Annotated in this window: 25 protein-coding genes and 2 other annotated features; all 25 genes read right to left on the bottom strand. The window is 41.9% G+C overall.

What is annotated here, in order from left to right; all coding sequences use genetic code 11:
* Positions 1–15 precede the first annotated feature (15 nt).
* The 25 genes from rpoB to BN2425_RS00440 all read right to left on the bottom strand — a co-directional run bounded on the left by rpoB (position 16) and on the right by BN2425_RS00440 (position 24,403).
* Positions 16–3,576: a DNA-directed RNA polymerase subunit beta gene (gene rpoB, locus BN2425_RS00560; RefSeq protein ID WP_042453939.1), complete on the bottom strand. Its 3,561-nt coding sequence runs from the start codon at positions 3,574–3,576 to the stop codon at positions 16–18.
* Between the two features lie 251 nt (positions 3,577–3,827).
* Positions 3,828–4,427: a class I SAM-dependent methyltransferase gene (locus BN2425_RS00555; RefSeq protein ID WP_042453936.1), complete on the bottom strand. Its 600-nt coding sequence runs from the start codon at positions 4,425–4,427 to the stop codon at positions 3,828–3,830.
* Positions 4,428–4,578: 151 nt separating this feature from the next.
* Positions 4,579–4,941, bottom strand: coding sequence for a 50S ribosomal protein L7/L12 (rplL, locus tag BN2425_RS00550; protein ID WP_042453934.1), 363 nt, complete (start codon positions 4,939–4,941; stop codon positions 4,579–4,581).
* Between the two features lie 56 nt (positions 4,942–4,997).
* Positions 4,998–5,498 (bottom strand): 50S ribosomal protein L10, encoded by a 501-nt coding sequence (rplJ, locus tag BN2425_RS00545; protein ID WP_042453932.1) that lies wholly within the window; start codon positions 5,496–5,498, stop codon positions 4,998–5,000.
* 33 nt (positions 5,499–5,531) lie between these two features.
* Positions 5,532–5,670 (bottom strand) — a sequence feature (ribosomal protein L10 leader region).
* 59 nt (positions 5,671–5,729) lie between these two features.
* Positions 5,730–6,428 carry a 50S ribosomal protein L1 gene (gene rplA, locus BN2425_RS00540; protein ID WP_042453930.1) on the bottom strand — a complete coding sequence of 233 codons (699 nt, stop codon included), beginning with the start codon at positions 6,426–6,428 and terminating at the stop codon, positions 5,730–5,732.
* A gap of 119 nt (positions 6,429–6,547) precedes the next feature.
* Entirely contained in the window at positions 6,548–6,973 is a 426-nt protein-coding gene (gene rplK, locus BN2425_RS00535; protein ID WP_042453928.1) for a 50S ribosomal protein L11, read from the bottom strand.
* Between the two features lie 206 nt (positions 6,974–7,179).
* Positions 7,180–7,716: a transcription termination/antitermination protein NusG gene (gene nusG, locus BN2425_RS00530; RefSeq protein WP_042453925.1), complete on the bottom strand. Its 537-nt coding sequence runs from the start codon at positions 7,714–7,716 to the stop codon at positions 7,180–7,182.
* A 143-nt stretch (positions 7,717–7,859) separates the two neighbouring features.
* A complete protein-coding gene (secE, locus tag BN2425_RS00525; RefSeq protein ID WP_042453923.1) occupies positions 7,860–8,042 on the bottom strand; it encodes a preprotein translocase subunit SecE in 183 nt (60 codons plus the stop codon).
* A 46-nt stretch (positions 8,043–8,088) separates the two neighbouring features.
* Entirely contained in the window at positions 8,089–8,238 is a 150-nt protein-coding gene (rpmG, locus tag BN2425_RS00520; RefSeq protein ID WP_074432989.1) for a 50S ribosomal protein L33, read from the bottom strand.
* A 112-nt stretch (positions 8,239–8,350) separates the two neighbouring features.
* On the bottom strand, positions 8,351–8,956 hold the full coding sequence (gene sigH / locus BN2425_RS00515) for an RNA polymerase sporulation sigma factor SigH (RefSeq protein WP_235714550.1): 606 nt from the start codon (positions 8,954–8,956) through the stop codon (positions 8,351–8,353).
* Positions 8,957–9,070: 114 nt separating this feature from the next.
* Positions 9,071–9,580: an NYN domain-containing protein gene (locus tag BN2425_RS00510; protein WP_042453918.1), complete on the bottom strand. Its 510-nt coding sequence runs from the start codon at positions 9,578–9,580 to the stop codon at positions 9,071–9,073.
* Between the two features lie 2 nt (positions 9,581–9,582).
* Positions 9,583–10,326 (bottom strand): 23S rRNA (guanosine(2251)-2'-O)-methyltransferase RlmB, encoded by a 744-nt coding sequence (gene rlmB, locus BN2425_RS00505; RefSeq protein ID WP_042453916.1) that lies wholly within the window; start codon positions 10,324–10,326, stop codon positions 9,583–9,585.
* Positions 10,323–10,748, bottom strand: coding sequence for a Mini-ribonuclease 3 (locus BN2425_RS00500; protein ID WP_042453914.1), 426 nt, complete (start codon positions 10,746–10,748; stop codon positions 10,323–10,325). Before BN2425_RS00500 ends, rlmB begins: the two co-directional genes overlap by 4 nt.
* Before the next feature lie 3 nt (positions 10,749–10,751).
* Positions 10,752–12,149, bottom strand: coding sequence for a cysteine--tRNA ligase (gene cysS, locus BN2425_RS00495; protein WP_042453912.1), 1,398 nt, complete (start codon positions 12,147–12,149; stop codon positions 10,752–10,754).
* Positions 12,130–12,798 carry a serine O-acetyltransferase gene (gene cysE, locus BN2425_RS00490; RefSeq protein ID WP_042453910.1) on the bottom strand — a complete coding sequence of 223 codons (669 nt, stop codon included), beginning with the start codon at positions 12,796–12,798 and terminating at the stop codon, positions 12,130–12,132. The genes cysS and cysE overlap by 20 nt, the downstream gene beginning before the upstream one ends.
* 52 nt (positions 12,799–12,850) lie before the next feature.
* Positions 12,851–13,113: a binding site (T-box leader), on the bottom strand.
* Between the two features lie 47 nt (positions 13,114–13,160).
* Positions 13,161–14,618: a glutamate--tRNA ligase gene (gltX, locus tag BN2425_RS00485; protein ID WP_042453909.1), complete on the bottom strand. Its 1,458-nt coding sequence runs from the start codon at positions 14,616–14,618 to the stop codon at positions 13,161–13,163.
* A gap of 80 nt (positions 14,619–14,698) precedes the next feature.
* Positions 14,699–15,175 (bottom strand): 2-C-methyl-D-erythritol 2,4-cyclodiphosphate synthase, encoded by a 477-nt coding sequence (gene ispF / locus BN2425_RS00480; RefSeq protein ID WP_042453908.1) that lies wholly within the window; start codon positions 15,173–15,175, stop codon positions 14,699–14,701.
* The gene (ispD, locus tag BN2425_RS00475) at positions 15,175–15,867 is read right to left on the bottom strand and encodes a 2-C-methyl-D-erythritol 4-phosphate cytidylyltransferase (protein ID WP_042453907.1); all 693 of its coding nucleotides are present in this window, start codon (positions 15,865–15,867) and stop codon (positions 15,175–15,177) included. Before ispD ends, ispF begins: the two co-directional genes overlap by 1 nt.
* Positions 15,868–15,888: 21 nt before the next feature.
* On the bottom strand, positions 15,889–16,977 hold the full coding sequence (locus BN2425_RS00470) for a PIN/TRAM domain-containing protein (protein ID WP_042453906.1): 1,089 nt from the start codon (positions 16,975–16,977) through the stop codon (positions 15,889–15,891).
* 190 nt (positions 16,978–17,167) lie between these two features.
* Positions 17,168–18,241 (bottom strand): DNA integrity scanning diadenylate cyclase DisA, encoded by a 1,074-nt coding sequence (gene disA / locus BN2425_RS00465; RefSeq protein WP_042453905.1) that lies wholly within the window; start codon positions 18,239–18,241, stop codon positions 17,168–17,170.
* 3 nt (positions 18,242–18,244) lie between these two features.
* Positions 18,245–19,627, bottom strand: a complete 1,383-nt coding sequence (gene radA / locus BN2425_RS00460) for a DNA repair protein RadA (RefSeq protein ID WP_042453903.1) — start codon at positions 19,625–19,627, stop codon at positions 18,245–18,247.
* Between the two features lie 209 nt (positions 19,628–19,836).
* Positions 19,837–22,278 (bottom strand): ATP-dependent protease ATP-binding subunit ClpC, encoded by a 2,442-nt coding sequence (gene clpC / locus BN2425_RS00455; RefSeq protein ID WP_042453901.1) that lies wholly within the window; start codon positions 22,276–22,278, stop codon positions 19,837–19,839.
* A 12-nt stretch (positions 22,279–22,290) separates the two neighbouring features.
* The gene (locus tag BN2425_RS00450; protein WP_042453898.1) at positions 22,291–23,364 is read right to left on the bottom strand and encodes a protein arginine kinase; all 1,074 of its coding nucleotides are present in this window, start codon (positions 23,362–23,364) and stop codon (positions 22,291–22,293) included.
* Between the two features lies 1 nt (position 23,365).
* Positions 23,366–23,917, bottom strand: a complete 552-nt coding sequence (locus BN2425_RS00445; protein WP_042453895.1) for a UvrB/UvrC motif-containing protein — start codon at positions 23,915–23,917, stop codon at positions 23,366–23,368.
* 24 nt (positions 23,918–23,941) lie between these two features.
* Complete coding sequence (locus tag BN2425_RS00440) at positions 23,942–24,403, bottom strand: CtsR family transcriptional regulator (protein ID WP_042453893.1); 462 nt, start codon at positions 24,401–24,403, stop codon at positions 23,942–23,944.
* Between the last annotated feature and the right edge of the window lie 340 nt (positions 24,404–24,743).

Here is a 24,743-nt window from a genome sequence, read left to right as displayed (position 1 = left end):
CTGTAAGTTTATGAGTTATTCTTTTGTACCAACTTTTTCAGATTCAAAGCTCGGTGCTTCAGGAACAATATTTAACGTGTCCACCTGTTGTAGGTCATCATCGTCATCAGTATCCCGCATTTCAATTTCCTCTTCATCGCCGGAAAGAATCTTGACATCGAGTCCAAGGCTCTGAAGCTCTTTAATTAAAACTTTGAACGATTCAGGAACACCTGGTTCAGGAACATTTTCACCTTTGACAATCGCTTCGTATGTTTTCACACGACCCACGACATCGTCCGATTTTACTGTAAGAATTTCTTGCAGTGTATAGGCTGCACCATATGCTTCAAGTGCCCAAACCTCCATCTCACCAAAACGTTGTCCACCGAATTGAGCTTTACCACCCAATGGCTGTTGCGTAACAAGTGAGTATGGTCCAGTAGAACGGGCGTGCAATTTATCATCAACCATGTGTGCCAGTTTAATCATGTACATGACACCAACAGATACACGGTTATCAAATGGTTCTCCGCTGCGTCCATCATATAGAACGGTCTTCGCATCGCGGGCCATGCCAGCTTCTTCGATTGTTGACCAGACATCTTCTTCACGTGCACCATCAAATACCGGTGTAGCAACGTGAATACCGAGGTATCTTGCAGCCATACCTAAGTGAAGTTCAAGCACTTGCCCGATGTTCATCCTTGATGGCACCCCTAATGGGTTTAACATGATATCAACCGGTGTACCATCTGGAAGGAATGGCATGTCTTCTTCAGGCAATATACGGGAAATAACCCCTTTGTTACCATGGCGTCCTGCCATTTTATCGCCCTGATGGATTTTCCGTTTCTGAACAATATATACGCGGACAAGTTGATTGACTCCTGGAGGGAGTTCATCTCCATCTTCCCGGTTAAATACTTTGACATCGTGAATAATTCCGCCACCGCCATGCGGTACTCTTAGTGATGTATCACGGACTTCACGTGCTTTCTCACCGAATATGGCATGTAATAAGCGTTCTTCAGCAGTCAGTTCTGTTACACCCTTTGGCGTTACTTTACCGACAAGCAAATCGCCGTCTTTTACTTCGGCCCCAATTCGAATAATACCGCGCTCATCTAAATTGCGAAGAGCATCTTCTCCGACGTTTGGAATATCACGAGTGATTTCCTCAGGTCCAAGCTTGGTATCACGGGACTCTGATTCATATTCCTCGATATGGATAGAAGTATAAACGTCATCTTTAACTAATCGTTCACTCATGATGATGGCATCCTCATAGTTATAACCATCCCATGTCATGAAAGCAACTAATACGTTACGTCCCAGTGCCAACTCACCCAATTCCATGGATGGCCCGTCACCAAGTACCTCACCCTTTACAACACGGTCACCTACAGCGACAATCGGTCTTTGGTTATAGCACATACCTTGGTTAGAACGTACAAATTTCAATAAACGATATTTATCAAGGTCACCTTTTACTTCTTGACCATCTATGTTTCTCACACGACGAACCCAAATTTCGCGGGCCTCAACATGTTCAACAATACCATCATGCTTACAAATAACAGCTGCTCCCGAGTCTTTTGCTGATACGTATTCCATACCAGTACCAACACGAGGTGCTTCCGGCTGCATGAGCGGCACAGCTTGGCGCTGCATGTTTGCTCCCATTAGCGCACGGTTCGAGTCGTCATTTTCAAGGAACGGAATACAAGCAGTTGCAGCAGAAACTACTTGTTTTGGAGATACATCCATGTAGTCAACGCGTTCGCGTTTCACAACGGTGTTTTCACCACGGAAACGGGCAACAACCTCTTCATCCAAGAACGAACCGTCGTCACCAAGGCGAGAGTTTGCCTGGGCCACTACATAGTTATCCTCTTCGTCTGCTGTTAAGTAGTCGATCCGGTCAGTAATCTTCCCGGTATCCGGGTCAACCCGTCGGTACGGCGTCTCAATAAAGCCGAAACGATTAACCTTTGCATATGTTGATAAAGAGTTAATCAACCCGATGTTTGGTCCCTCTGGAGTTTCAATTGGACACATACGGCCATAGTGGGAATAGTGAACGTCACGAACTTCGAAACCTGCGCGTTCACGAGTAAGTCCACCTGGTCCTAATGCCGACAGACGGCGTTTATGAGTCAATTCCGCAAGCGGATTCGTTTGGTCCATAAACTGAGACAACTGGGAACTTCCGAAGAATTCCTTAATTGACGCAATAACAGGTCGAATATTAATTAACTGCTGAGGTGTAATGGTTGCCGTATCTTGAATAGACATTCTTTCGCGTACGACACGTTCCATCCGAGACAAACCGATACGGAATTGATTTTGCAGCAATTCCCCAACAGAACGAAGGCGTCTGTTTCCTAAATGGTCAATATCATCGGTATCCCCTACTCCATGCAATAAATCGAAGAAGTAGCTGATCGACGCAATAATATCAGCCGGAGTGATGTGTTTAATCGGTTCCGCCACATAGGCATTTCCCATTACATTAATTACTTTTTCATTTTCATCGCCAGGGGCATATATTTTAATCCCTTGTAAAACGATTTCTTCCTCCACTACACCACCTACAGGGCTGTATGATTGGAAGTTAATATTTTTCTCAAGGGCAGGCAAAATACGATCTAGGTTTCTTCGATCAAGAAGTGTCCCTTTTTCGGCAATGATTTCGCCTGTTTCTGGATCGGCTAGCGTTTCAGCTAAACGTTGGTTAAATAATCGATTTTTAATATGAAGCTTTTTGTTGATTTTATATCGGCCTACATTAGCCAAATCATATCGCTTTGGATCGAAGAAACGTGATATCAGTAAGTTCTTCGCATTTTCAACTGTTGGTGGTTCACCCGGACGCAGGCGTTCGTAGATTTCAAGCAACGCTTTATCTACACCTTCCGTATTGTCCTTTTCCAGCGTATTACGAATGTACTCATTATCACCAATCAAATCGATAATCTCTTGATCGGAGCCAAATCCAAGTGCACGCAGAAGAACGGTTACGGGAAGTTTCCGAGTCCGGTCAATTCTTACATAAACAACATCCTTGGCATCCGTTTCATACTCGAGCCAAGCACCACGATTCGGAATGACGGTAGCTGTAAAACCTTTTTTACCGTTTTTATCAACCTTTGCATTGAAGTATACACTCGGTGAGCGCACAAGCTGTGAAACAATAACGCGTTCTGCGCCATTAATGACAAACGTGCCTGTTTCTGTCATAAGCGGGAAATCACCCATGAATACATCTTGATCTTTTACTTCACCTGTTTCTTTGTTTACAAGACGTACCTTCACACGGAGTGGAGCAGAATATGTAACGTCCCGTTCCTTTGATTCCTCAACAGAGTATTTTGGCTCGCCAAGGCTGTAATCAATAAATTCAAGTGATAGGTTACCAGTAAAGTCTTCAATTGGTGAAATATCCTGGAACATTTCACGCAATCCTTCATCCAAAAACCATTGATAGGAAGAGGTTTGGATTTCAATAAGATTTGGTAATTCCAACACTTCACTGATTCGCGCATAACTCCTACGTTGGCGGTGTCGTCCATACTGAACTAGTTGACCTGTCAACTGATTCACCCCTCAAATCAAGCGTTATTTAAATAATCTATTACATCTGCAGGAGAAGCATAAGCTCTTCCTATCAGACAAAAAGAAAAAGGGTTTTTGTTCAAAAACCACATTTTCACATTTTGACTATTATTTTGTCATCATTTCCTTCTTATGCCGATTTTATACTAAAAATAAGCATTTAAAGGAATAATTCGGAAATTATTATGATGGCATTTTATAATGCTACCACAACGGAATTTTCGAGTCAACTATTTTGTTGCCTTAATAATAAAATAGCCTTTCGATTTGTCAACAGTTTCTACATGTGAAAATAAATCTTTTAATTTCTCAAGTGTCGATGGAGCTCCCTGTTTCTTTTGAATTACCACCCAAAGTTCACCAGTGGGAGCGAGATGATGATAGCTTTGTTCAAAAATATCATGAACTGTTTTTTTACCAGCCCGAATCGGAGGGTTTGTCAAAATAGCTGAAAAACCTAATTCCGTTACATTCTCAAGGCGGTCACTTTCAAAAATCTTGACATTTCGAATGCCGTTTTTTTCTGCATTTTCCTTTGCCAGTTCAATCGCCCGTTCATTTATATCCACCATATGTACAGTACGTTCAGGGTGCTCTTTTGCAATCGACAATCCAATCGGGCCATAACCACAACCAACATCCAGTACAGGTCCTTCGATATCCGGCATGTGAAAAGCTTCTATTAACAAACGGGACCCGAAATCTACCTCTCTTTTGGAAAAGACTCCATTATCGGTTTTAAACCGGAATACTTGGTTCCGCAGCGTAAAGTTCCAGTATTTAGGATTGCTTTCAACGTTTTGAGTACGGGAATAATAGTGTTCAGACATGAGATCACCTCCGGAGAACAGATAATTGAAGAATAGATGTGGAATATGATTAGTATTGCCAAAAACTCTTTGAATTTAATATCTAGCTAATTTTAGCATTTCACGTAAAGCAAAAAAGCCCGCTTATGCAGCGAGCTTTTTAAAGTCTTGATTACTTAACTTCAACGTTTGCTCCAACTTCTTCAAGTTTAGCTTTGATTTCTTCAGCTTCTTCTTTAGAAGCGCCTTCTTTAACTGCTTTTGGAGTGTTGTCAACAAGTTCTTTTGCTTCTTTAAGACCAAGGCCAGTGATTTCACGAACAACCTTGATAACTTTGATTTTTTGGTCGCCAGCGCCAGCTAGGATTACATCAAACTCAGTTTTTTCTTCAGCAGCAGCAGCACCTGCACCGCCAACTACAGCTACAGGAGCAGCAGCAGTTACGCCAAATTCTTCTTCAATTGCTTTTACTAAATCGTTAAGTTCTAAAACAGTCATAGATTTAACTGCTTCAATGATTTGTTCTTTAGTCATTTTAAATGTTCCTCCTTAAGATTGGTTTAATTTATTGAATTGCGTTTAAGGTCAGCTTACGCGCCTTGTTCTTCTTTTTGATCTGCAACTGCTTTTGCAGCAAGAGCAAGATTACGGATTGGAGCTTGCAGAACGCTAAGCAGCATAGAAAGCAAGCCTTCGCGTGAAGGAAGTTCAGCAAGAGCTTTTACTTCTTCAACAGTAGCAACGTTTCCTTCAATCACACCTGCTTTAAGTTCAAGTGCCTCATTCTTTTTAGCAAAATCATTTAAGATTTTAGCTGGTGCTACTACATCTTCTGCACTGAACGCAATTGCGTTAGGACCAGTTAATGCAGCATTAAGGCCTTCAAGACCTGCAGCCTCAGCAGCACGGCGAGTCATAGTGTTTTTGTAAACCTTGAATTCAACGCCTGCTTCGCGAAGTTGTTTACGAAGTTCAGTTACTTCTGCAACTGAAAGTCCACGGTAATCAACAACGATCGTTGAAACACTTGCTTTTAATTTCTCGGCAATTTCGTCAACGACTTGTTTTTTAGCTTCGATTGCACTGCTCATTTTAACACCTCCTGTAGATTTCCTACATTCATACCCGGCAAAGTAAAGCCTCCATATCGAGCAAAGACATGGAGGCTGCAAGAATAGCTAAAGTAAGCTAATATATCGCATTACCTCGGCAGGAAATTAAGCACTAGGCACCTGCTGTCTACGGTACAAATGTTTATTCATTTTAACAACAAGATATATTTTATTCAATATATTGTTGATTGTCAATTGGTAAAATTTATCTTACTTCGCAGCAACAGTTGAAGGGTCAACCTTGATTCCAGGTCCCATAGTTGAAGCAACAGTTACGTTCTTCATGTAAGTACCTTTAGCTGCAGAAGGTTTTGCTTTTAACATTGTGTCGAATACAGTAGTGAAATTCTCTACAAGTTTTTGATCTTCGAAAGAAGTTTTACCGATAGGCACATGGATGTTACCAGCTTTGTCTACGCGGTATTCTACTTTACCAGCTTTGATTTCAGCGATGGCTCTTGTTACGTCAAAAGTAACAGTACCAGTCTTAGGGTTTGGCATTAAGCCTTTAGGTCCTAATACACGACCAAGTTTACCTACTTCACCCATCATGTCAGGTGTAGCTACGATTACATCGAAGTCAAACCAACCTTGTTGGATTTTGTTGATGTACTCTGAATCGCCTACATAATCTGCACCAGCAGCTTCAGCTTCTTTCAATTTCTCACCCTTCGCGAATACTAATACGCGCTGAGTTTTACCAGTACCATTAGGAAGCACAACTGCTCCACGAATTTGCTGGTCAGCTTTCTTAGGGTCAACGCCTAAACGGAATGCAACCTCAACAGTTGCATCAAATTTAGCAACGTTTGTTTTCTTAGCAAGTTCAATTGCTTCTGCAATTGGGTAAGCTTTTGAACGATCTACAAGCTTAACAGCTTCTAAATACTTCTTACCTTTTTTAGCCATTATCATTTCCTCCTCAAAATTGTGGTTTTAGCGTTTTTTGATAACTCCCACGAAAAAGGTTGCGAGTGTTAAAACGTCGCAACCCCTCATTACAAAGCAAAAACAGTTGTCTGCATGGATTAGTCTTCGATAACGATACCCATGCTGCGTGCAGTACCTTCAACCATGCGCATTGCTGCTTCAACGCTAGCTGCGTTAAGGTCAGGCATTTTTTGTTCCGCAATCTCGCGTACTTTATCACGCTTTACTGTTGCTACTTTATTACGGTTAGGCTGGCCTGAACCAGACTGAATTCCAGCTGCTACTTTCAAAAGAACTGCAGCAGGAGGAGTTTTCGTAATAAATGTAAATGAACGGTCTTCAAATACCGTGATTTCAACAGGAATAATCAATCCAGCTTGATCTGCTGTACGTGCGTTAAATTCTTTACAGAATCCCATAATGTTTACACCGGCTTGACCAAGTGCAGGACCAACTGGTGGTGCAGGGTTTGCTTTACCAGCAGGGATTTGTAATTTAACAACCTTAATTACTTTTTTAGCCACGAGACACACCTCCTTAAAGTCCGTGATGTGGTTAACAGGGTGTTACCCCTCCCACTCTACTCTAGTCTTTATATAAATACAAAGAACTTACATAAGTCTTAGCTCAGCATTTGCTGAGACATACTGACCTATGAAATATTAACATTTTTTATCATTGATTTCAAGTTTTTTTACAATATCTGATGATAAATGTTAATTTTCATCTATTAGTCAAGCTTTTCAATTTGTGAAAAGTCCAGCTCTACCGGGGTATCGCGGCCGAACATATTGACTAAAACTTTAAGTTTAGCTTTATCCTTGTCCATATCCTCAATATTGCCCGTAAAGTTGGCAAATGGGCCTTCCTTCACACGAACAGTTTCACCAATTTCAAAATCAACATCAGCCCGTTTATCTTCTACACCCATGCGTTTCAATATAAACGTCACTTCTTCCGGCAGCAAAGGAGTCGGCTTTGAACCTGAACCTGCTGAGCCAACGAATCCTGTTACTCCAGGAGTATTCCGTACCACATACCATGAATCATCCGTCATGACGATTTCAACTAAGACATAACCAGGGAACACTTTACGCTTAACCACTTTTTGCTTACCATTTTTTATTTCCGTTTCTTCTTCTTCGGGAACAATAACCCGAAAAATCTTATCCGACATTCCCATTGATTCTACACGTTTCTCTAAATTGGCTTTTACTTTATTTTCATAGCCAGAGTAAGTATGAACAACATACCAATTCTTTTCCATATTAAGAGGACTAGAGCGTCCGTCCCTCCTTACAATTTGGTAGAAGATCTTATCGTTTTTTTCCAATTAAAAAACCCGTCAAAACGGGCTTTTTAGATAAAATTTCCTCTATTAATCACCATTATACCATGAATGATAGTAGATTATTCAAGAATTAAGCGAATCAATTTGGAAATCCCCAAGTCCAATACAGTAAAGAATAAGCCAAAGAACACAACTGTAGAGATAACTGTAACCGTAGAACGAGTCAATTCCCCACGCTTTGGCCAGCTTACTTTTCGCATTTCACGTAGGATATCACTAAAGAAATTTTTTATGCGTTTCATGTCTCGTTAAACCCCCATAGCTTCTATTCCGAACTCTTATATCTATTTATTTCGTTTCACGATGGATCGTATGGACTCCGCAAGTTTTGCAGAACTTTTTTAATTCTAACCTGTCTGTCTGCACTTCTTTGCTGCTGACTGTGGAATAGTTACGAGAGCCGCAAACGGTGCAGGCAAGTACTGTCTTTTTACTCATAATTCGACACCTCGGTAATTTCCATAAAACTGTAACACGCTCCCTAATTAATGTCAACAGCAATAAGAACGAGATTCATATATTCGACAATTTTATGGTAGCGTATACAAAATCACAAGGAAAACTCACGAATTTCCAAATATCGTTCCAATTTCCTTTTCACACGCTGGAGGGCATTATCGATAGATTTTACATGTCGATTTAGTTCCTCAGAAATCTCTTGATAGGATTGGCCATCTAAATACAGGGCTAAAACCTTCCTCTCTAAATCACTTAATAACTCCGCCATTTTGACCTCAATATGGTCAAATTCTTCTTGGTTAATAATTAATTCTTCAGGATCTAACACCTTTGCACCTGACAACACATCCATTAAAGTACGGTCTGACTCTTCATCGTAAATGGGCTTGTCCAAGGAAACATAGGAGTTTAGCGGGATATGCTTTTGCCTTGTTGCTGTTTTAATTGCCGTAATAATCTGCCTGGTAATGCACAGCTCAGCAAATGCTTTAAAAGAGGTGAGCTTGTCCTCACGGAAATCACGGATTGCCTTATACAGACCAATCATGCCCTCCTGAACAATGTCCTCTTTATCCGCCCCGATTAAAAAATAGGATCTTGCTTTTGCACGTACAAAATTACGATACTTATAAATTAAGTAATCCAGAGCCTCACTGTCACCTTGGTGTACTAGATCGACCATTTCTTCATCTTCCATAACGAAGTAATGTTCGTTAATTTTTATTCCGAAGTCCGCACTCAATGTAGATCCCCTCCACCGAACAAGCATAGATATTATTATTATACATTACTAATTTTTTCAAGTCGAGGCTCATTTCTCTCCTCTGCGCCATTTTTCAAAAATTTCTGCTAGTTCCTCGCTAATTGGGATCTTCGTAACTGGTTTCTTCTCCTGAATTGTTTTCACATTTTTATTAATTCCCTTTTCAATCGACTCCATTTCAATCATTAACTCTCGGGCCGACTTACGGAGTGCCCCCTGTCCAAAAATTGCCCACTGTTCCGTATAATCAGAAGTGGCCACATGGATTTGGGTTTTACGGTTACTTAAAGAAATTGCCATCTTTTCAATGCGTTGATCAGCTGTTTCGTTTTCTTTTGTAAAAATTACTTCTACACTATGATACTTATACTTTCTTTCTGTTCCCTGCACATACTGGGCATCGAAGACAACAATCACTCGATACCCAGAAAAGGCTTGATACTCAGCCATTTTCTCTACCAACCGATCCCTCGCCGCCGGCAGGTCACGGTCCCTTAATGCCATAAGTTCGGGCCATGCCCCGATTATGTTGTATCCGTCAACAAGCAGGATGTCCATTTTTATCCCTCAAGTGCATGCCGTTTCCGGTATACCTCATACATTAGTATGGCTGCAGCAACCGATGCATTTAACGATGTTACTTTTCCGACCATTGGCAAATGGATGAGGAAATCACATTTGTCGCGAATTAACCGGCCCATCCCTTTTCCTTCACTGCCAATTACAAGCCCCAGCGGCAAGGTGCCATCGAACCTACGGTAGTCTTCCTTCCCCTTAGCATCTGTACCAGCAATCCAAACTCCTCGTTCTTTTAACTCATCTATTGTTTGGGCGAGATTGGTTACCCGAACAACAGGGATATACTCAATTGCTCCCGTTGAGGCTTTCGCAACAGTGGCAGTCAGTCCAACTGCTCTTCGTTTTGGAATAATAATCCCATGTGCTCCCACTGCATCTGCTGTCCTCATAATCGAACCAAGATTATGAGGATCTTCAATTTCGTCCAATATCAAAAAGAAAGGAGGTTCCTTTTTTGCTCCAGCCGCCTGAAATAAATCATCTAATTCAGCGTATTGATAAGCAGCAACATAAGCTAGAACGCCTTGATGATTTTGGTCCGTTATTTGGTCAATTTTTTTCTTCGGTACCAATTGAACGATGACATTGGCATCTTTAGCCAACTGCATAATCTGATGCATTTGCCCCCGCTGGGAACCCTCTGCAATTAATATTTTATTAATGTCCCGTTCTGACTTTAATGCTTCAATAACGGGATTTTTCCCAACGATATAGTCTTGGTTCATGTTACCTTTCCTCCTTGCTTCTGATCCACATAGTCAAGTGCCTGGCGAATCAATGTTTCTAGGCGTGCTTCCTGGCCTGTTAAAAATAAATAACCCATTAATGCCTCAAATGCAGTGCTGTACCGATACGTTTGTACATCCGTATTTTTAGGAACTGTACCCGATTTGGCATTTCTGCCGCGCATGACAACGGCTAGCTCTTCCTCTATGAGCAGCCCATCATCCATCATGTAAAATAAAATCTGGCATTGGGCTTTAGCAGAAACATATCTAGTACCTTCACGATGGAGACGATTTGGCCGAACCTGCCCGCTGTATAGCAGGTGACGCCTTACATAGGTCTCGTAAATGGCGTCACCCATATAGGCCAGAGCAAGACTATTTAATTGGGCGGCATCTAGGTTGTTTTCATATTCAAACATGTATTAGCCTCTTTTCCATCTTGTACCTTGTGGTGTGTCTTCTAAGATAATATTCAAATCCTTTAATTGGTCACGGATTTGGTCAGAAAGTTGGAAATTGCGTTCTTTTCGAGCTTGATTCCGCTTTTCAATCAGTGCATCAATTTCCTCATCGAGCATTTCTTCTTTCTCCAGCTTTAATCCTAATACAGCAAATAGCTCCTCAAATTGGGTGGTAAATGCATCAATCACTTCGGTAGCTGTATTTTTTTCTAAAAGATAATAGTTCGCTGCTTTCGATAAGTCAAATAACACGGAAATCGCCTTGGCAGTATTAAAATCATCATCCATAGCCTCGATGAAGTCTTTGTGCAAGGCGCTGATTTTATCGAGCCACTCTTGATTATTGTCTGTTAAATTGGTGCTTGCCTCTCTCCTGTGTATTAGGTTTTGATAAGAGGTTTGAAGCCGTTCAAAAGCCGCTTTCGTGCTTTCCAATAACTCTTCACTATAGTTGATTGGATTGCGGTAATGGACTGACAACATAAATAACCGGAGAACCTGTGGATTATGCTGTTTGATGATATCGTGAACTAGCACAAAATTCCCAAGTGATTTAGACATTTTTTCGTTATCAATATTAATATAACCATTATGCATCCAATAACGAGCAAACTGTTTACCTGTAAGGGCTTCTGATTGGGCAATTTCATTTTCATGGTGCGGGAACGTTAAATCCTGCCCGCCTGCATGAATATCGATGGTGTCACCGAGATATTTCTTGGCCATCGCAGAGCATTCAATATGCCAGCCAGGCCGGCCCGGTCCCCATGGGCTCTCCCAGAAGATTTCCCCTTCTTTCGCCGCTTTCCAAAGGGCAAAGTCCAGGTCATGTTGTTTCTTATCCCCCACTTCAATTCTCGCACCGACACGTAGTTCATCGATCGATTGATGGGATAGCTTGCCGTATTCATCAAAGCTGCGGGTATGAAAGTAAACATCCCCCTCTGATTCATAAGCAAAGCCCTTTTCGACAAGCTGGCTGATAAATTCAATGATAATATCCATGTTTTCCATGACCCGCGGATGGATGTCTGCATGCTGGCAGCCCAAGGCGGTTACATCCTCAAAGTAAGCTTCGATAAACCGGTTGGCGATGGTTGGAACATCCTCGCCCAGCTGATTGGCGGCACGAATTAATTTATCATCGACGTCTGTAAAGTTGGATACATACTGGACATCATAGCCGCGGTATTCCAGATAACGGCGGACCGTGTCAAAAACAATGGCAGGTCGGGCATTCCCGATATGAATATAGTTATAGACAGTCGGACCACATACATACATTTTCACTTTTCCCTCTTCAAGAGGGATAAACTCTTCTTTTCTGCGGGAGAGCGTGTTATAAAGTTGAATGCTCATTGACTTTCTTCCCTTCTTCCTTTAATCTTTCTAATTCTATCTTCAATTCATTAAGTTCATTTTGCAATTGGCTAAACCGGTCCGCAATTGGATCGGGGAGATTGTTATGATTTAAGTCATTATTAATCCGTTTTCCATCCTGAATGACAACCCTGCCTGGGATCCCTACTACGGTTGAATTAGGCGGTACATCTTTTAATACAACAGAGCCTCCACCTACTTTTGAGTTTTCCCCAATGGTAATCGATCCAAGAACTTTAGCACCGGTAGCAATCAGGACATTATCCTTAATAGTGGGATGGCGTTTACCTTTTTCTTTTCCGGTACCTCCCAATGTGACCCCTTGATATACCGTTACATTATCGCCAATTTCACAGGTTTCCCCGATGACCACACCCATGCCATGGTCGATAAAAAATCTCTTGCCGATTTTGGCACCTGGATGTATTTCAATTCCTGTAAAAAAGCGACTAGTTTGCGAAATGACCCGCGCCAGGAAAAAAAACTTCCGTTTATAAAGGGCATGGGCAATACGATGAGACCAGATCGCATGCAGTCCTGAATAAGTTAAAACCACCTCTAGTTTCGTCCTGGCTGCTGGGTCTTGCTCAAAAACGACTTCAATATCTTCCTTTATCCGCTTAAACATTGGTTACCCCCCTTGTTCCCCTTGTGTATAAAAAAACGTCCCTGTCGATAACGACAGAGACGCGTACGCGTGGTTCCACTCTGATTAGACGTCCAGCTCTACACACAGTTTTCAACAAGGAAAATGTGATCTAGCTTTCTAGTCTCACTCATTTTTGTAACGGAAATCTCCGCCCAGATCTACTAAAAATCAAGTTCGTTCGAAATGAGGCTCAGAGGTGCACTTCGAAAAATGAGGGGCCTAAACCACTTTCAGCCGATGATGGTTCTCTCTTTCAAGCTTCATTTTCCTACTTTTCCTCTTCTACGCTTTTTACTCATTTAATTTTATATCACTTACTATATTACATTTTGCGGATAATGTTAACTAATAATTTTCTGAACTCGACTTTGGACCTTTTCCTTTCCTAAAAGTTCAATGGTTTCAGGAAGGTCTGGCCCATGCGTTTGGCCGGTTACAGCTGCACGAATTGGCATAAATAAATTCTTACCTTTTTGTCCAGTTGATTTCTGGACTCTCTTCATCGCTGCTTTAATCCCTTCCGCTTTGAAAGCCTCCAATTGTTCGAGTTCTTCAGAAAAAGCCTTTAATACCTCTGGTACCGTTTCGCCTGCGAGGACCTCTTTTGCTTCTTGTTCATATTCTGCCTCTTCTTGGAAAAATAAATCTGACAGTTCGATAATTTCTGCCCCATAGCTCATTTTCTCTTGAAGCAGTGTCACTAATGTACGAGCCCATCGGCTTTCTTCTTCCGTCATATTTTCACTCAAACGGCCCGCTTTGATCAAGTGCGGCAGCGCCAATTCCATTACACGGTCAATCTCTACCTTTTTCATGTATTGATTGTTCATCCAAGTGAGCTTTTGCTTATCGAATAATGCTGGAGACTTGGAAAGACGGCTGGCGTCAAAAATTTTGATGAACTCTTCTCTTGAGAAAATCTCTTCTTCTCCAGCAGGAGACCAGCCAAGCAAAGCGATAAAGTTAAACAGCGCTTCTGGCAGATAGCCAAGTTCTTCGTATTGCTCAATAAATTGAATAATCGATTCATCACGTTTGCTAAGCTTTTTACGGCTTTCATTGACAATCAAGGTCATATGGCCAAATATTGGCGGTTCCCAACCTAAAGCCTGATAAATCATTAGCTGTTTAGGCGTATTGGAGATATGGTCATCGCCACGAAGGACATGGGAAATTTCCATCAAATGGTCGTCAATCACAACTGCATAGTTATACGTTGGCATACCGTCCTTTTTCACGATAACCCAGTCGCCCATTCCCTCCGAATCGAAGGAAACATGCCCCTTGACAATGTCATCAAACGTATAGGTTTGATCTTGTGGAACGACAAACCGGATACTTGGTTTACGTCCTTCCTTTTCTAAGCGGTCCCGATCTTCTGCCGTTAAATGGCGGCATTTTCCTGAATAATGCGGTGTTTCCCCTCTTTCGATCTGGGCCTCCCGCTCTTGTTCCAATTCTTCTTCCGTACAATAGCATTTATAGGCAAGTCCCTTTTCAATCAGTTGATTGGTATAGGTTTGATAAATGTGATTTCTTTCTGATTGTCGGTATGGTCCATATTCACCGCCGACATCGACACTTTCATCCCAATCCATTCCCAGCCATTTTAAATATTTTAATTGGCTTTGTTCGCCGCCCTCAATGTTCCGTTTTGTATCCGTATCTTCAATGCGGATAATAAACTTCCCGCCTTGGCTGCGGGCAAATAAATAATTAAACAAAGCGGTCCGAGCGTTTCCAATATGTAAATGTCCTGTTGGACTTGGAGCGTACCGTACACGAATATCGTTTGACATTTTAATGCCTCCACTTTCCAAATTTCATCCCGAATTATTTTACCACTATAGATTTACCCAATAAAGCCCTAACTCCGAGATTATGATTTTTCTAATAACAAAACCACTTGCGAAGCGATTCCCTCACCTCTGCCAGTGAAACCCAGCTTTTCAGTTGTAGTCGCCTTCACATTAATTTGTTCGGGTGCTGCTTCAAGCAATTCCGCGATCCGTTGCTTCATTTGCTCGATATAAGGAGCCATCTTTGGCTTTTGGGCGATAATTGTACAATCCGCATTCACTAATTGATAGCCTTTCGATTTGACTAACTCCCAGACATGCTCCATAAGTTTAGCAGAGTCAGCATCCTTAAAAGCGGGATCGGTATCGGGAAAATGTCTGCCAATATCCCCCTCACCTATGGCACCGAGGCAAGCATCTGCAACAGTGTGCAGCAGGACATCAGCATCAGAATGACCAAGAAGTCCCTTTTCATAAGGTATAGTAATACCGCCAATAATCAGCGGGCGGCCTTCCGTTAATTGATGGACATCAAAGCCCTGTCCAATACGAAACATCAGCAAAACTCCTTTTGTCTTTTCTTTAAGATCGCTTCTGCGAAGTATAAATCCTCTGGTGTAGTGATTTTAATATTGTCATAGTCACCTTCTACGATATCCACCGGGTACCCCATTCTCTCAACAAGGCTAGAATCGTCGGTGCCTATGAATTCGTCCTCTTCAGCCTGGTCATACGCCTGAAGCAATAGTGAAATACGAAAAGCTTGCGGGGTTTGAACAGCCCACAAGCTTGAACGTTCGACAGTTTCTGTGACCACACCATCTTGTACTTTTTTCATTGTATCTTTGGCTGGCACCCCAATGATCGCAGCTCCTGCCGTTTCCGCTGTTTTGGTTAACCGATGAATCTGTTCTATTTTTATAAAAGGTCTGGCAGCATCATGGACGAGGATAATACCATCTGACTTTACGGTTTTTAACGCATTGTAAATGCTGTCCTGACGTTCCTTTCCGCCTGGTACTAAACGAGTGACCTTTTGAATTTGATAGTTCTTTAGCAAACGATTAAATTCCGCCTCATCCTGAGGATGAATAGCTAAAATCATTCCCTCACAATGGTCATCTTCTTCAAAGACCCTTAATGTATGAATGAGAATCGGTATATCATTTAGGGACAGCAGCAGCTTGTTTTTTCCTGCTCCCATTCTTTTTCCCTGGCCGGCAGCCGGGAGAATGACTTGGTAAGTCATATGAAAACTCCATTCTTTATCCTAAAGTGCTTTTTCAAGTAACTTTGGTTTTGCAAAAATCATTCTGCCTGCAGAGGTTTGCAGCACACTTGTAACTAGCACATCGATTCTTTTTCCGATGTACTCTCTTCCTTCTTCGACGACAATCATTGTTCCGTCATCTAGGTAGGCAACACCCTGGTGATACTCCTTGCCGTCCTTAATCACGTGTACGGTTAATTCTTCACCCGGCAGGACAACAGGCTTCACGGCATTTGCAAGGTCATTTATATTCAATACTGAAACATTTTGCAGTTCACAGACTTTATTTAAATTAAAATCATTGGTGACAAGGACGCCACTTGTCATTTTAGCCAGCTTGACCAGTTTAGAGTCGACCTCTTGGGTATCTTCAAAATCACCTTCATAAATTTCCACTTTAATAGCAAGTTCTTTTTGAATCCGGTTAAGGATGTCCAATCCCCTCCTGCCGCGATTTCGCTTTAGGACGTCGGAGGAGTCGGCAATATGCTGCAGCTCGGCGAGAACAAATTGTGGAATCACAATGGTCCCTTCTAAAAATCCCGTTTGGCATATATCCGCGACCCGGCCATCAATGATCACGCTAGTATCCAATATTTTCAGCGTTTTATGGTCAACCTTTTCAGGCTCTTCTTCGGCAGCCTTTTTCTTGGAACTTCCTTTACCAAACAATCCTAGTAGTTCATCACGTTTTTTAAAGCCAACCTGAAAGCCAAGATAGCCGAATAACAGCGTAAGTAAAATGGGAGCAACTGCGTTTATAACCGGTACTTGGACAGCATTGAGGGCAAAACCTATTAAAAAAGCAACCAATAGCCCGAAAATGAGCCCTACGCTGCCAAATAAGACATCGGTAACAGGTATTTTTACTAATGAGTCCTCTGCCCACTTAATAAAATTAAACACGTAATCTACTGCCCAAAAGGTAATAAGATAAAAAATAATAGCACCTAAAATAGCAGTAACATAAGAATTATTGACAACTGGAATGTCATTTATTTGGAGTAAATTGAACAGCTCTGGCAATAACAAAATCCCAAGCGTACCACCCATTATGAGGAAGCAAGCCTGCACTATTCTTCTTAACATTCCTTCACCTCCTCTACTCATTATAAACATATTCGTCAAAATGAAACCTTGATTTGGCGATTATTTTTTTAAAATGTAATCATTTTGAAACATGGGCTGTTGCAAGAAATCCATACTCCCAATAGGGTAGCATTGAATAAAACAAACTGTCAAATAATTGGAAGTTCTTGATTACTCTGGGGTCTGTTTTTTATAAATGCCTGTCGGTGTAAAGTCGCTCTTTTATTAATTTAAACCCTTCCTTGATTTTCTTGGCCCTGACCTCGCCGATCCCTTCAACATCATCTAATTCTTCCACTGTTGCCGCCAAAACATTCGATAGATTATCAAACTGAGTAATCAGATTTTCAATAATCACGCCTGGCAAACGCGGTATTTTATTCAGTATTCGATAACCGCGTGGATGTTTTATTTCATCTAAATGGACATATCCCAGGTAGCCAAGCATTTTTAAAACTATCGTATCCTCAATAGCTCCGTTCAGTGACAACCCTTGCATTCGTTGCAAAACTTCATCAGGATGAATTTCACGATTATGGGCATAATCCTTGATAATTAGCTTAACTTCGTCTTCGAGCTCGGTTAATATTTCGTTCATTTGCAGCCGAATCAGGCGCCCTTCCGTTCCCAGCTCATAAAGAAATGCCAACAATTCATTTTTAATCTTTAATACCATTTCAAAGCGATGCAAAACTAATAAGAAATCATTATAGGTGACAGATTCCTCAAATTCTAAAACACTTAAATTCGTAATACTTTGTTCAACAACTGCTTTATATTTTTCCAGCGTTTGAATGGCTTGATTTGCTTTTGTCAGGATAACCGAAATGTCCTTAAGGGCATAGCGGATATTCCCCTGGTACAAGGTAATCACGTTTCTTCGCTGAGAAATCGCAATGACCAAGGCTTTGGTTTGCCGCGCAGTCCTTTCCGCTGTACGGTGGCGCATGCCTGTTTCCGAGGAAGGAACTTCAGGATCAGGAGCTAGTTGGGCGTTAGCTATCAGAATTTTATTCCCTGATTCGTTTAAAATAATCGCCCCGTCCATTTTGGCCAACTCATATAAAAGGCTTGGTGAAAATGGACAATTGATTTCAAAGCCGCCGTCAACAATCCCTTTCACTTTTTCGTTATAACCTAACACAATCAGGCCGCCTGTATTGGCCCGCAGTACATTGTCGAGGCCTTCGCGTATCGGTGTCCCCGGTGCCACCAACTGTATGATATCGTTAATCGATTGCTCTCCCGACCGTTTATGTTCCATCCATTATCCCCCTAGGGCTGCTCGAAGTGCCTCACTGACTGAAGAAACGCCAATCAGTTGAATTCCTTCCGGCCCCTTCCAGCCGCCTAAATTGTTTGCAGGAAGAATGATACGTTCAAAACCCATTTTTGCTGCTTCTTGTACGCGCTGTTCAATTCTTGATACCCTTCTTACCTCACCTGTTAAACCGACTTCCCCAATAATACAATCTGTTGGTCTTGATGGATCATCCCTAAAGCTAGAAGCAATACTGACAGCTATGGCTAAGTCAATTGCGGGTTCATCTAATTTCACGCCACCAGCAACCTTTAAATAAGCATCCTGGTTGGCAAGGAGCATGCCTACCCGTTTCTCTAGAACAGCCATTAACAACGAAACACGGTTATGATCGATTCCAGTTGCCATCCTTCTCGGGTTTCCAAAGCTTGTCGGCGAAATCAAAGCCTGGATTTCAACCAGTACGGGACGTGTCCCCTCCATGGAAGCTACCACGGTGGAACCTGCTGCCCCCCTTGAACGTTCTTCCAGGAAGATTTCTGAAGGATTTTCCACTTCTTCAAGGCCAAATTCTTTCATTTCAAAAATACCCATTTCATTGGTAGAACCAAAGCGGTTTTTGACGGCACGTAAGATCCGGTAGGTATGGTGCCGCTCTCCCTCAAAGTACAGAACAGTATCTACCATATGCTCTAGTAGCCTTGGACCGGCAATTGCCCCTTCTTTTGTCACATGCCCGACTATGAAAATGGCAATCCCTTTTGTTTTGCCGATTCTCATTAATTCCGCAGTACATTCACGTACTTGTGATACACTTCCCGGTGCTGAGGTCACATCCGGATGAAAAACAGTTTGAATGGAATCAATGATAACGAAACTTGGGTTGGTAGCGTCAATGGTACGATTAATTTCCTCTAGGTTGGTTTCTGCGTAAACCAACAGGTTTTCCGAAGCGATATGAAGACGTTCTGCCCGGAGCTTGGTTTGGCGCAAGGACTCTTCTCCGGAAATATACAAGACCTGGTTGCCTTTATTGGCTAATTGAGAGGATACTTGCAAAAGCAGCGTGGACTTACCAATCCCAGGATCACCGCCGATTAAGACTAATGAACCTTTAACCACACCGCCCCCTAAAACCCGATTTAATTCTGCCAAGTCAGTCAGAATTCTAGGCTCACTTACGGATTCAATGCTAGTAATGGGTGTGGGTTTGGAGAGAATAGCAGAACCGCCCTGAGAATGAGCAAAAGCTCCTCTTCTGGCTGGACCTGTAACCTCTACCTCTTCCGTCATTTTGTTCCATTGGCCGCAGCCCGGGCATTTTCCCATCCATTTAGGCGACTCATAGCCGCATTCCTGGCAAATAAACTTTGTTTTTCTTTTCACCATAAGGCAGTTCCTTTCTTAGTTGTTTTTTTGCTATAAAAAAAGGCTCCGTAAAACGATACTGTTGATTTTTTTAACTCTGTTGATTGGAGCGGAAATCAACAGCTAAATTTAACAGAGCCTAAAAAATAAAAAGAGGTACACGGATGTTACTTTATTCACGTGTACCTCAGGGAAGTTAATTATTATACAGACAGACATTTATATTCTGCTTATTGTGAAACCCCTGTTCTCTCAGCTGTTTTGACGACAAATTCTCCGTTCTCGACATCAATAATGGCCTGCTGGCCCGTAAGCAGGGTGCCTTTAAGAAGTTCTTCGGATAGCATATCTTCCACATTCTTTTGAATCGCCCTTCTTAATGGCCGTGCACCATATTCAGGATCATAGCCTTCTTCGGAAATTTTGCTCTTAGCTGCTGGAGTAAGCTCAATATGAATATCTTGCTCTTTAAGCCGTTTGATCAACTGATCCGACAGTAAAGTAACAATTTCGTCTAAGTGTTTCTTTTCTAGGGCATGGAAGACAATAATTTCATCAATCCTGTTCAGGAACTCAGGACGGAAAGCCTTTTTCAATTCTTCCATGACTTTTCCCTTCATGTCTTTATAGTCTTGGGTTGTATCTTGAATATTAAAGCCAACGTACTTATTCCGTTTTAACGTGTCAGCCCCGACATTTGATGTCATAATTAAGACGGTATTCCGGAAGTCAACCGTTCTGCCTTTAGAATCCGTTAAGCGACCATCTTCTAGTACCTGAAGCAAAATATTAAATACATCCGGATGCGCTTTTTCAATTTCATCCAACAGAATGACAGAGTATGGCTTCCTACGAACCTTTTCGGTCAGCTGGCCGCCTTCCTCATAACCAACATACCCTGGAGGTGAGCCGACAAGACGGGAAGTCGAATGCTTCTCCATATATTCGGACATATCAATCCGGATCATTGCATCTTCATCGCCGAACATTGCCTCAGCCAAGGCACGGGCTAATTCTGTTTTACCTACACCAGTAGGACCAAGGAAGATAAAAGAGCCAATTGGGCGTTTAGGATCCTTTAATCCAGCTCTTGCTCTTCTCACTGCTTTTGAGACTGCCTTAACCGCTTCTTCCTGTCCGATTAGACGAGAATGTAGAATTTCCTCTAAATTAAGCAGTTTCTCGGTTTCCGTTTGAGCCAGTTTGGAGACTGGTATTCCTGTCCAGCTAGAGACAACTGCTGCAATATCTTCTACGGTAACTTGATTGTTTTCCTTGCCTTGCTTTTCTTTCCAGCTTTTCTTTGTTTCTTCAAGCTGTTCTCGCAAGCGCTGTTCTGAATCCCTTAATGATGCTGCTTTTTCAAATTCTTGACTTTGAACCGCTGCATCCTTTTCTTTACGAACCTCCTCAAGCTTCACTTCAAGCTCTTTTAAATTAGGAGGAGTGGTATAGGAGCGAAGCCGCACCTTCGAACCTGCTTCATCAATTAAATCAATGGCTTTATCCGGAAGGAACCGGTCAGAAATATAACGGTCAGATAACTTAACTGCAGCTTCTATCGCTTCATCAGTAATCGATACACGGTGATGCGCTTCATAGCGGTCACGTAATCCCTGAAGAATTTGAACGGATTCTTCCGCAGTTGGTTCATCCACGCGGATTGGCTGGAAGCGCCGCTCTAGAGCTGCATCTTTTTCAATATATTTACGATATTCATCAAGGGTTGTAGCACCAATACACTGCAATTCTCCACGGGCTAGCGATGGTTTTAAAATATTGGATGCGTCGATTGCTCCTTCTGCACCCCCGGCACCAATTAAGGTATGAAGTTCATCAATAAATAGAATGATATTTCCCGCTTGGCGAATCTCATCCATAACCTTCTTCAACCGGTCCTCAAATTCCCCGCGGTATTTTGTTCCAGCCACAACAGTCCCCATATCAAGAGTCATGACGCGCTTATCACGAAGGATTTCTGGTACTTCATTATTTACGATTTGCTGGGCAAGCCCCTCAGCGATCGCAGTTTTACCAACACCAGGTTCCCCAATTAATACTGGATTGTTTTTCGTACGGCGGCTTAGGACCTCAATAACACGCTGGATTTCTTTGCTGCGGCCAATAACAGGATCTAAGCTGCCTTCCCGGGCAATGGCGGTCAAATCCCTCGCCAAGCTATCTAATGTTGGTGTATTGGCACTAGCTGACGCACCACCTTGGTGTCCGCCTGATTCATTACTTCCTAACAATTGAAGTACTTGCTGGCGTGCTTTATTTAAGCTGACACCCAGATTATTTAATACCCGGGCAGCTACACCTTCGCCTTCACGGATAAGACCAAGCAGAATATGCTCCGTTCCTACATAGGAGTGCCCTAGTTTTCGTGCTTCGTCCATTGATAATTCAATTACTTTTTTCGCTCTTGGGGTGTAGTGAATAATCTGAGATGATTCTTGGCCTTTGCCAATTAAATTTTCTACTTCTTTTTGAATTTTATCGGATCCGAGCCCAAGTCCAAATAGAGCTTTAGCAGCAATGCCTTCTCCTTCGCGGATTAACCCTAAAAGGATGTGCTCTGTTCCAATATTATTATGGCCAAGGCGAATGGCTTCTTCCTGAGCTAATGCCAAAACCTTTTGTGCTCTTTCAGTAAAACGGCCAAACATCATATCACTCACTCCTTATCTTTTCTCAGTTTCCATCTGAATCCGTTCACGGATTAATGCAGCACGTCTGATGTCTCGTTCATACGGCCTTAAAGGGCCGCCAGCGTATTGCTGGAGAAATCCCGGCTGAGTTAAAATCATTAGTTCATTCAGGATGGTTTTAGACATATTATGAATATAGCCCATATCGATACCCAATCTAACATCTGATAAACATCTGGCTGCTTCTTTGGATTCGATGATTCGGCTATGAGTTAAAACACCTAACGAACGAAAAACTCTATCTTCTAATTGTATGTTGGAACTTTTCCGTAATGCTTCCCGGGCTGACCTTTCCTGTGAAATGATCTGGCTGACAACCCCCATTAAATCACGACAGATGTCCTCCTCCGATTTTCCAAGTGTTATTTGATTAGAAATCTGAAAGATATTACCAAGGGCTTCACTTCCCTCACCATAAATCCCTCTTACAACAAATCCCAATTGGTTAATTGCAGGGATAATTCGGTTAATCTGCTGTGTCATAACGAGTCCAGGTAAATGCATCATCAGCGATGCCCGAAGCCCCGTTCCTACATTTGTTGGGCAGCTAGTCAGATAGCCAAGCTTTTCATCAAAAGCAAAATGAACAGCATTCTCCAACCAATCATCAATTTCATTCGCCGTGCTTAAAGCTTCCTTCAATTGCAGCCCCGGAAATAAACACTGGATGCGAATATGATCTTCCTCATTTATCATAATACTAACTTCTTCGTTTTCGGATAAAAGAACTGCTCCATGCGGGGCATCATCCGATAGATGCGGGCTGATTAAGTGCTTTTCGACTAATACTCGCTTTTGCAACGGCTGCATCTCATCAATTTTAAGTAATTCCATTTGCCCAAACTTTTGAAATGGAGATTTTTTTAAAACCCCTTCGATATCATGAATAACCTGTTTGGCTTCTTCATGTGAAAAAACGGTTGGAAAAGAATAATTGTCAAAGTTCCTGGCCAAACGAATTCGGGAGCTTAGAACAATATCAGAGTCTGGTCCTTCTTGGCTCATCCACGAGCTTACTGCTTTATTTAAAAACCGCTCGAGCGACATGTCATTTTCCTCCCTCTTGCTGGCTCGCAGTGAGCTTTCTCTCTAGTTCGCGAATTTCATCACGTATACTTGCTGCTTCTTCAAATTCTTCCTGGATAACAGACTCCCGTAACGCACTTTTCAATTCATCAATTTTCTTCCTTAGAGAGATTCCTCCGCCAATTCGTTTTGGTATTTTTCCGCTATGTGTCCAGTTCCCGCCGTGAAGCCGCCTTAGCACCGGTTTTAACTGGTCTTGGAAGGTTTCATAGCAATGTGCACAGCCAAACCTGCCAATCTTTAAAAATTGCGGAAATGTCATGGAACAGTGCGGACACTGAAGAATTTCTTCTTGTTGAAATGGATTCTGTTCCTGCTTATGGAATGAAGGATCGATATTTAAAAGTCCAGCTAATAAATTATTAAAGGAAAAACCAGATTCCCCGCTGAACATAAACATTTCACCCTTCTCCTGGGCACATTTTTCACAAAGATGTACTTCGGTTTTTTCGCCATTCACGATTTTTGTAAAATGAACAGCAGCAGGCCGTTGATTACACTCCTGACAGTTCATGATTTCACCTCTTCGGCTGCAATATTAGTTATATTTCAATGAGGTTAACATTGCTTTTAGCATTCTGGCTCTTAATTCATCCCGATATGGAAGGTCAATATATAAAACGGAACGATCAATCACACTAAGCATAATTTTTGCTTCACGCTTGGTTATAACCTCCTCTTGTACGAGACGGGTAATAACATCTTCAGCACTTGCTTGGCTAATCCGATTATGAAAAAGCGAAAGCAAGTGTTCGATTAGTTGAGTGGAGCCGAGAGACTGTACCTTCATAATTCGGATATAGCCACCGCCGCCCCGTTTACTTTCGACAAGGTAACCTCTTTCTATTGTAAAACGTGTGTTGATTACATAATTTATTTGAGAAGGGACACACTGAAATTTATCGGCTATCTCGCTGCGTTTGATTTCGACTAAGTCCTCATCACTCATTTCCAATACTTGCTTCAAGTAATGCTCGATAATATCGGAAATGTTCCGCATCATTCCACCCCCCTGCCATCATCTGACTTTGACTATCTTTGACTATAATTATAATCAATTTCTGATTCAGATGCAACGATTCACTACTATATGATTTTCTCCAAATTTCGCAATTGTGAAACGTGAAAATGCAGGATATTCCAATTTTATTGAGGATATTGTAAAAGTCTTGGTTGGGGATAAAATGCAGCTAACCGGCTTAATACAGGAATGATGACATTTCCTTCATAGAATTCCGCAAATTGTCTTTAGAATCTATAATGTTTCTTTCTTAAAATTCTATAAACACAAAAAAGACAACCATTTCAGGTTGCCTTTCACTATTGCCTGGCAGCGTCCT

The organism is Neobacillus dielmonensis (assembly GCF_000612665.1).
Taxonomy (GTDB): Bacteria; Bacillota; Bacilli; order Bacillales; family Cytobacillaceae; genus Neobacillus; species Neobacillus dielmonensis.
This window is presented reverse-complemented; position numbering and strand designations above follow the sequence as displayed.

Bases quoted from the DNA above. Each gene is read 5' to 3' on its own strand.
- rpmG (WP_074432989.1), bottom strand. From the start codon at position 8,238: ATGAGTAAAAAGACAGTACTTGCCTGCACCGTTTGCGGCTCTCGTAAC.
- gltX (WP_042453909.1), bottom strand. From the start codon at position 14,618: ATGTCAAACGATATTCGTGTACGGTACGCTCCAAGTCCAACAGGACAT.
- rplA (WP_042453930.1), bottom strand. From the start codon at position 6,428: ATGGCTAAAAAAGGTAAGAAGTATTTAGAAGCTGTTAAGCTTGTAGAT.
- disA (WP_042453905.1), bottom strand. From the start codon at position 18,241: ATGGAACATAAACGGTCGGGAGAGCAATCGATTAACGATATCATACAG.
- ispF (WP_042453908.1), bottom strand. From the start codon at position 15,175: ATGTTTCGTATTGGACAGGGCTTTGATGTCCATCAATTAACGGAAGGC.
- sigH (WP_235714550.1), bottom strand. From the start codon at position 8,956: ATGGAAGATGAAGAAATGGTCGATCTAGTACACCAAGGTGACAGTGAG.
- secE (WP_042453923.1), bottom strand. From the start codon at position 8,042: ATGAAACGCATAAAAAATTTCTTTAGTGATATCCTACGTGAAATGCGA.
- radA (WP_042453903.1), bottom strand. From the start codon at position 19,627: ATGGTGAAAAGAAAAACAAAGTTTATTTGCCAGGAATGCGGCTATGAG.
- BN2425_RS00510 (WP_042453918.1), bottom strand. From the start codon at position 9,580: ATGGACATCCTGCTTGTTGACGGATACAACATAATCGGGGCATGGCCC.
- BN2425_RS00440 (WP_042453893.1), bottom strand. From the start codon at position 24,403: ATGCGGAACATTTCCGATATTATCGAGCATTACTTGAAGCAAGTATTG.
- rplJ (WP_042453932.1), bottom strand. From the start codon at position 5,498: ATGAGCAGTGCAATCGAAGCTAAAAAACAAGTCGTTGACGAAATTGCC.
- cysS (WP_042453912.1), bottom strand. From the start codon at position 12,149: ATGAGCATTCAACTTTATAACACGCTCTCCCGCAGAAAAGAAGAGTTT.
- BN2425_RS00500 (WP_042453914.1), bottom strand. From the start codon at position 10,748: ATGTTTGAATATGAAAACAACCTAGATGCCGCCCAATTAAATAGTCTT.
- cysE (WP_042453910.1), bottom strand. From the start codon at position 12,798: ATGTTTAAGCGGATAAAGGAAGATATTGAAGTCGTTTTTGAGCAAGAC.
- BN2425_RS00470 (WP_042453906.1), bottom strand. From the start codon at position 16,977: ATGTTAAGAAGAATAGTGCAGGCTTGCTTCCTCATAATGGGTGGTACG.
- rlmB (WP_042453916.1), bottom strand. From the start codon at position 10,326: ATGAACCAAGACTATATCGTTGGGAAAAATCCCGTTATTGAAGCATTA.
- clpC (WP_042453901.1), bottom strand. From the start codon at position 22,278: ATGATGTTTGGCCGTTTTACTGAAAGAGCACAAAAGGTTTTGGCATTA.
- BN2425_RS00555 (WP_042453936.1), bottom strand. From the start codon at position 4,427: ATGTCTGAACACTATTATTCCCGTACTCAAAACGTTGAAAGCAATCCT.
- ispD (WP_042453907.1), bottom strand. From the start codon at position 15,867: ATGACTTACCAAGTCATTCTCCCGGCTGCCGGCCAGGGAAAAAGAATG.
- BN2425_RS00445 (WP_042453895.1), bottom strand. From the start codon at position 23,917: ATGAACTGTCAGGAGTGTAATCAACGGCCTGCTGCTGTTCATTTTACA.
- rplL (WP_042453934.1), bottom strand. From the start codon at position 4,941: ATGACTAAAGAACAAATCATTGAAGCAGTTAAATCTATGACTGTTTTA.
- nusG (WP_042453925.1), bottom strand. From the start codon at position 7,716: ATGGAAAAGAATTGGTATGTTGTTCATACTTACTCTGGCTATGAAAAT.
- BN2425_RS00450 (WP_042453898.1), bottom strand. From the start codon at position 23,364: ATGTCGCTCGAGCGGTTTTTAAATAAAGCAGTAAGCTCGTGGATGAGC.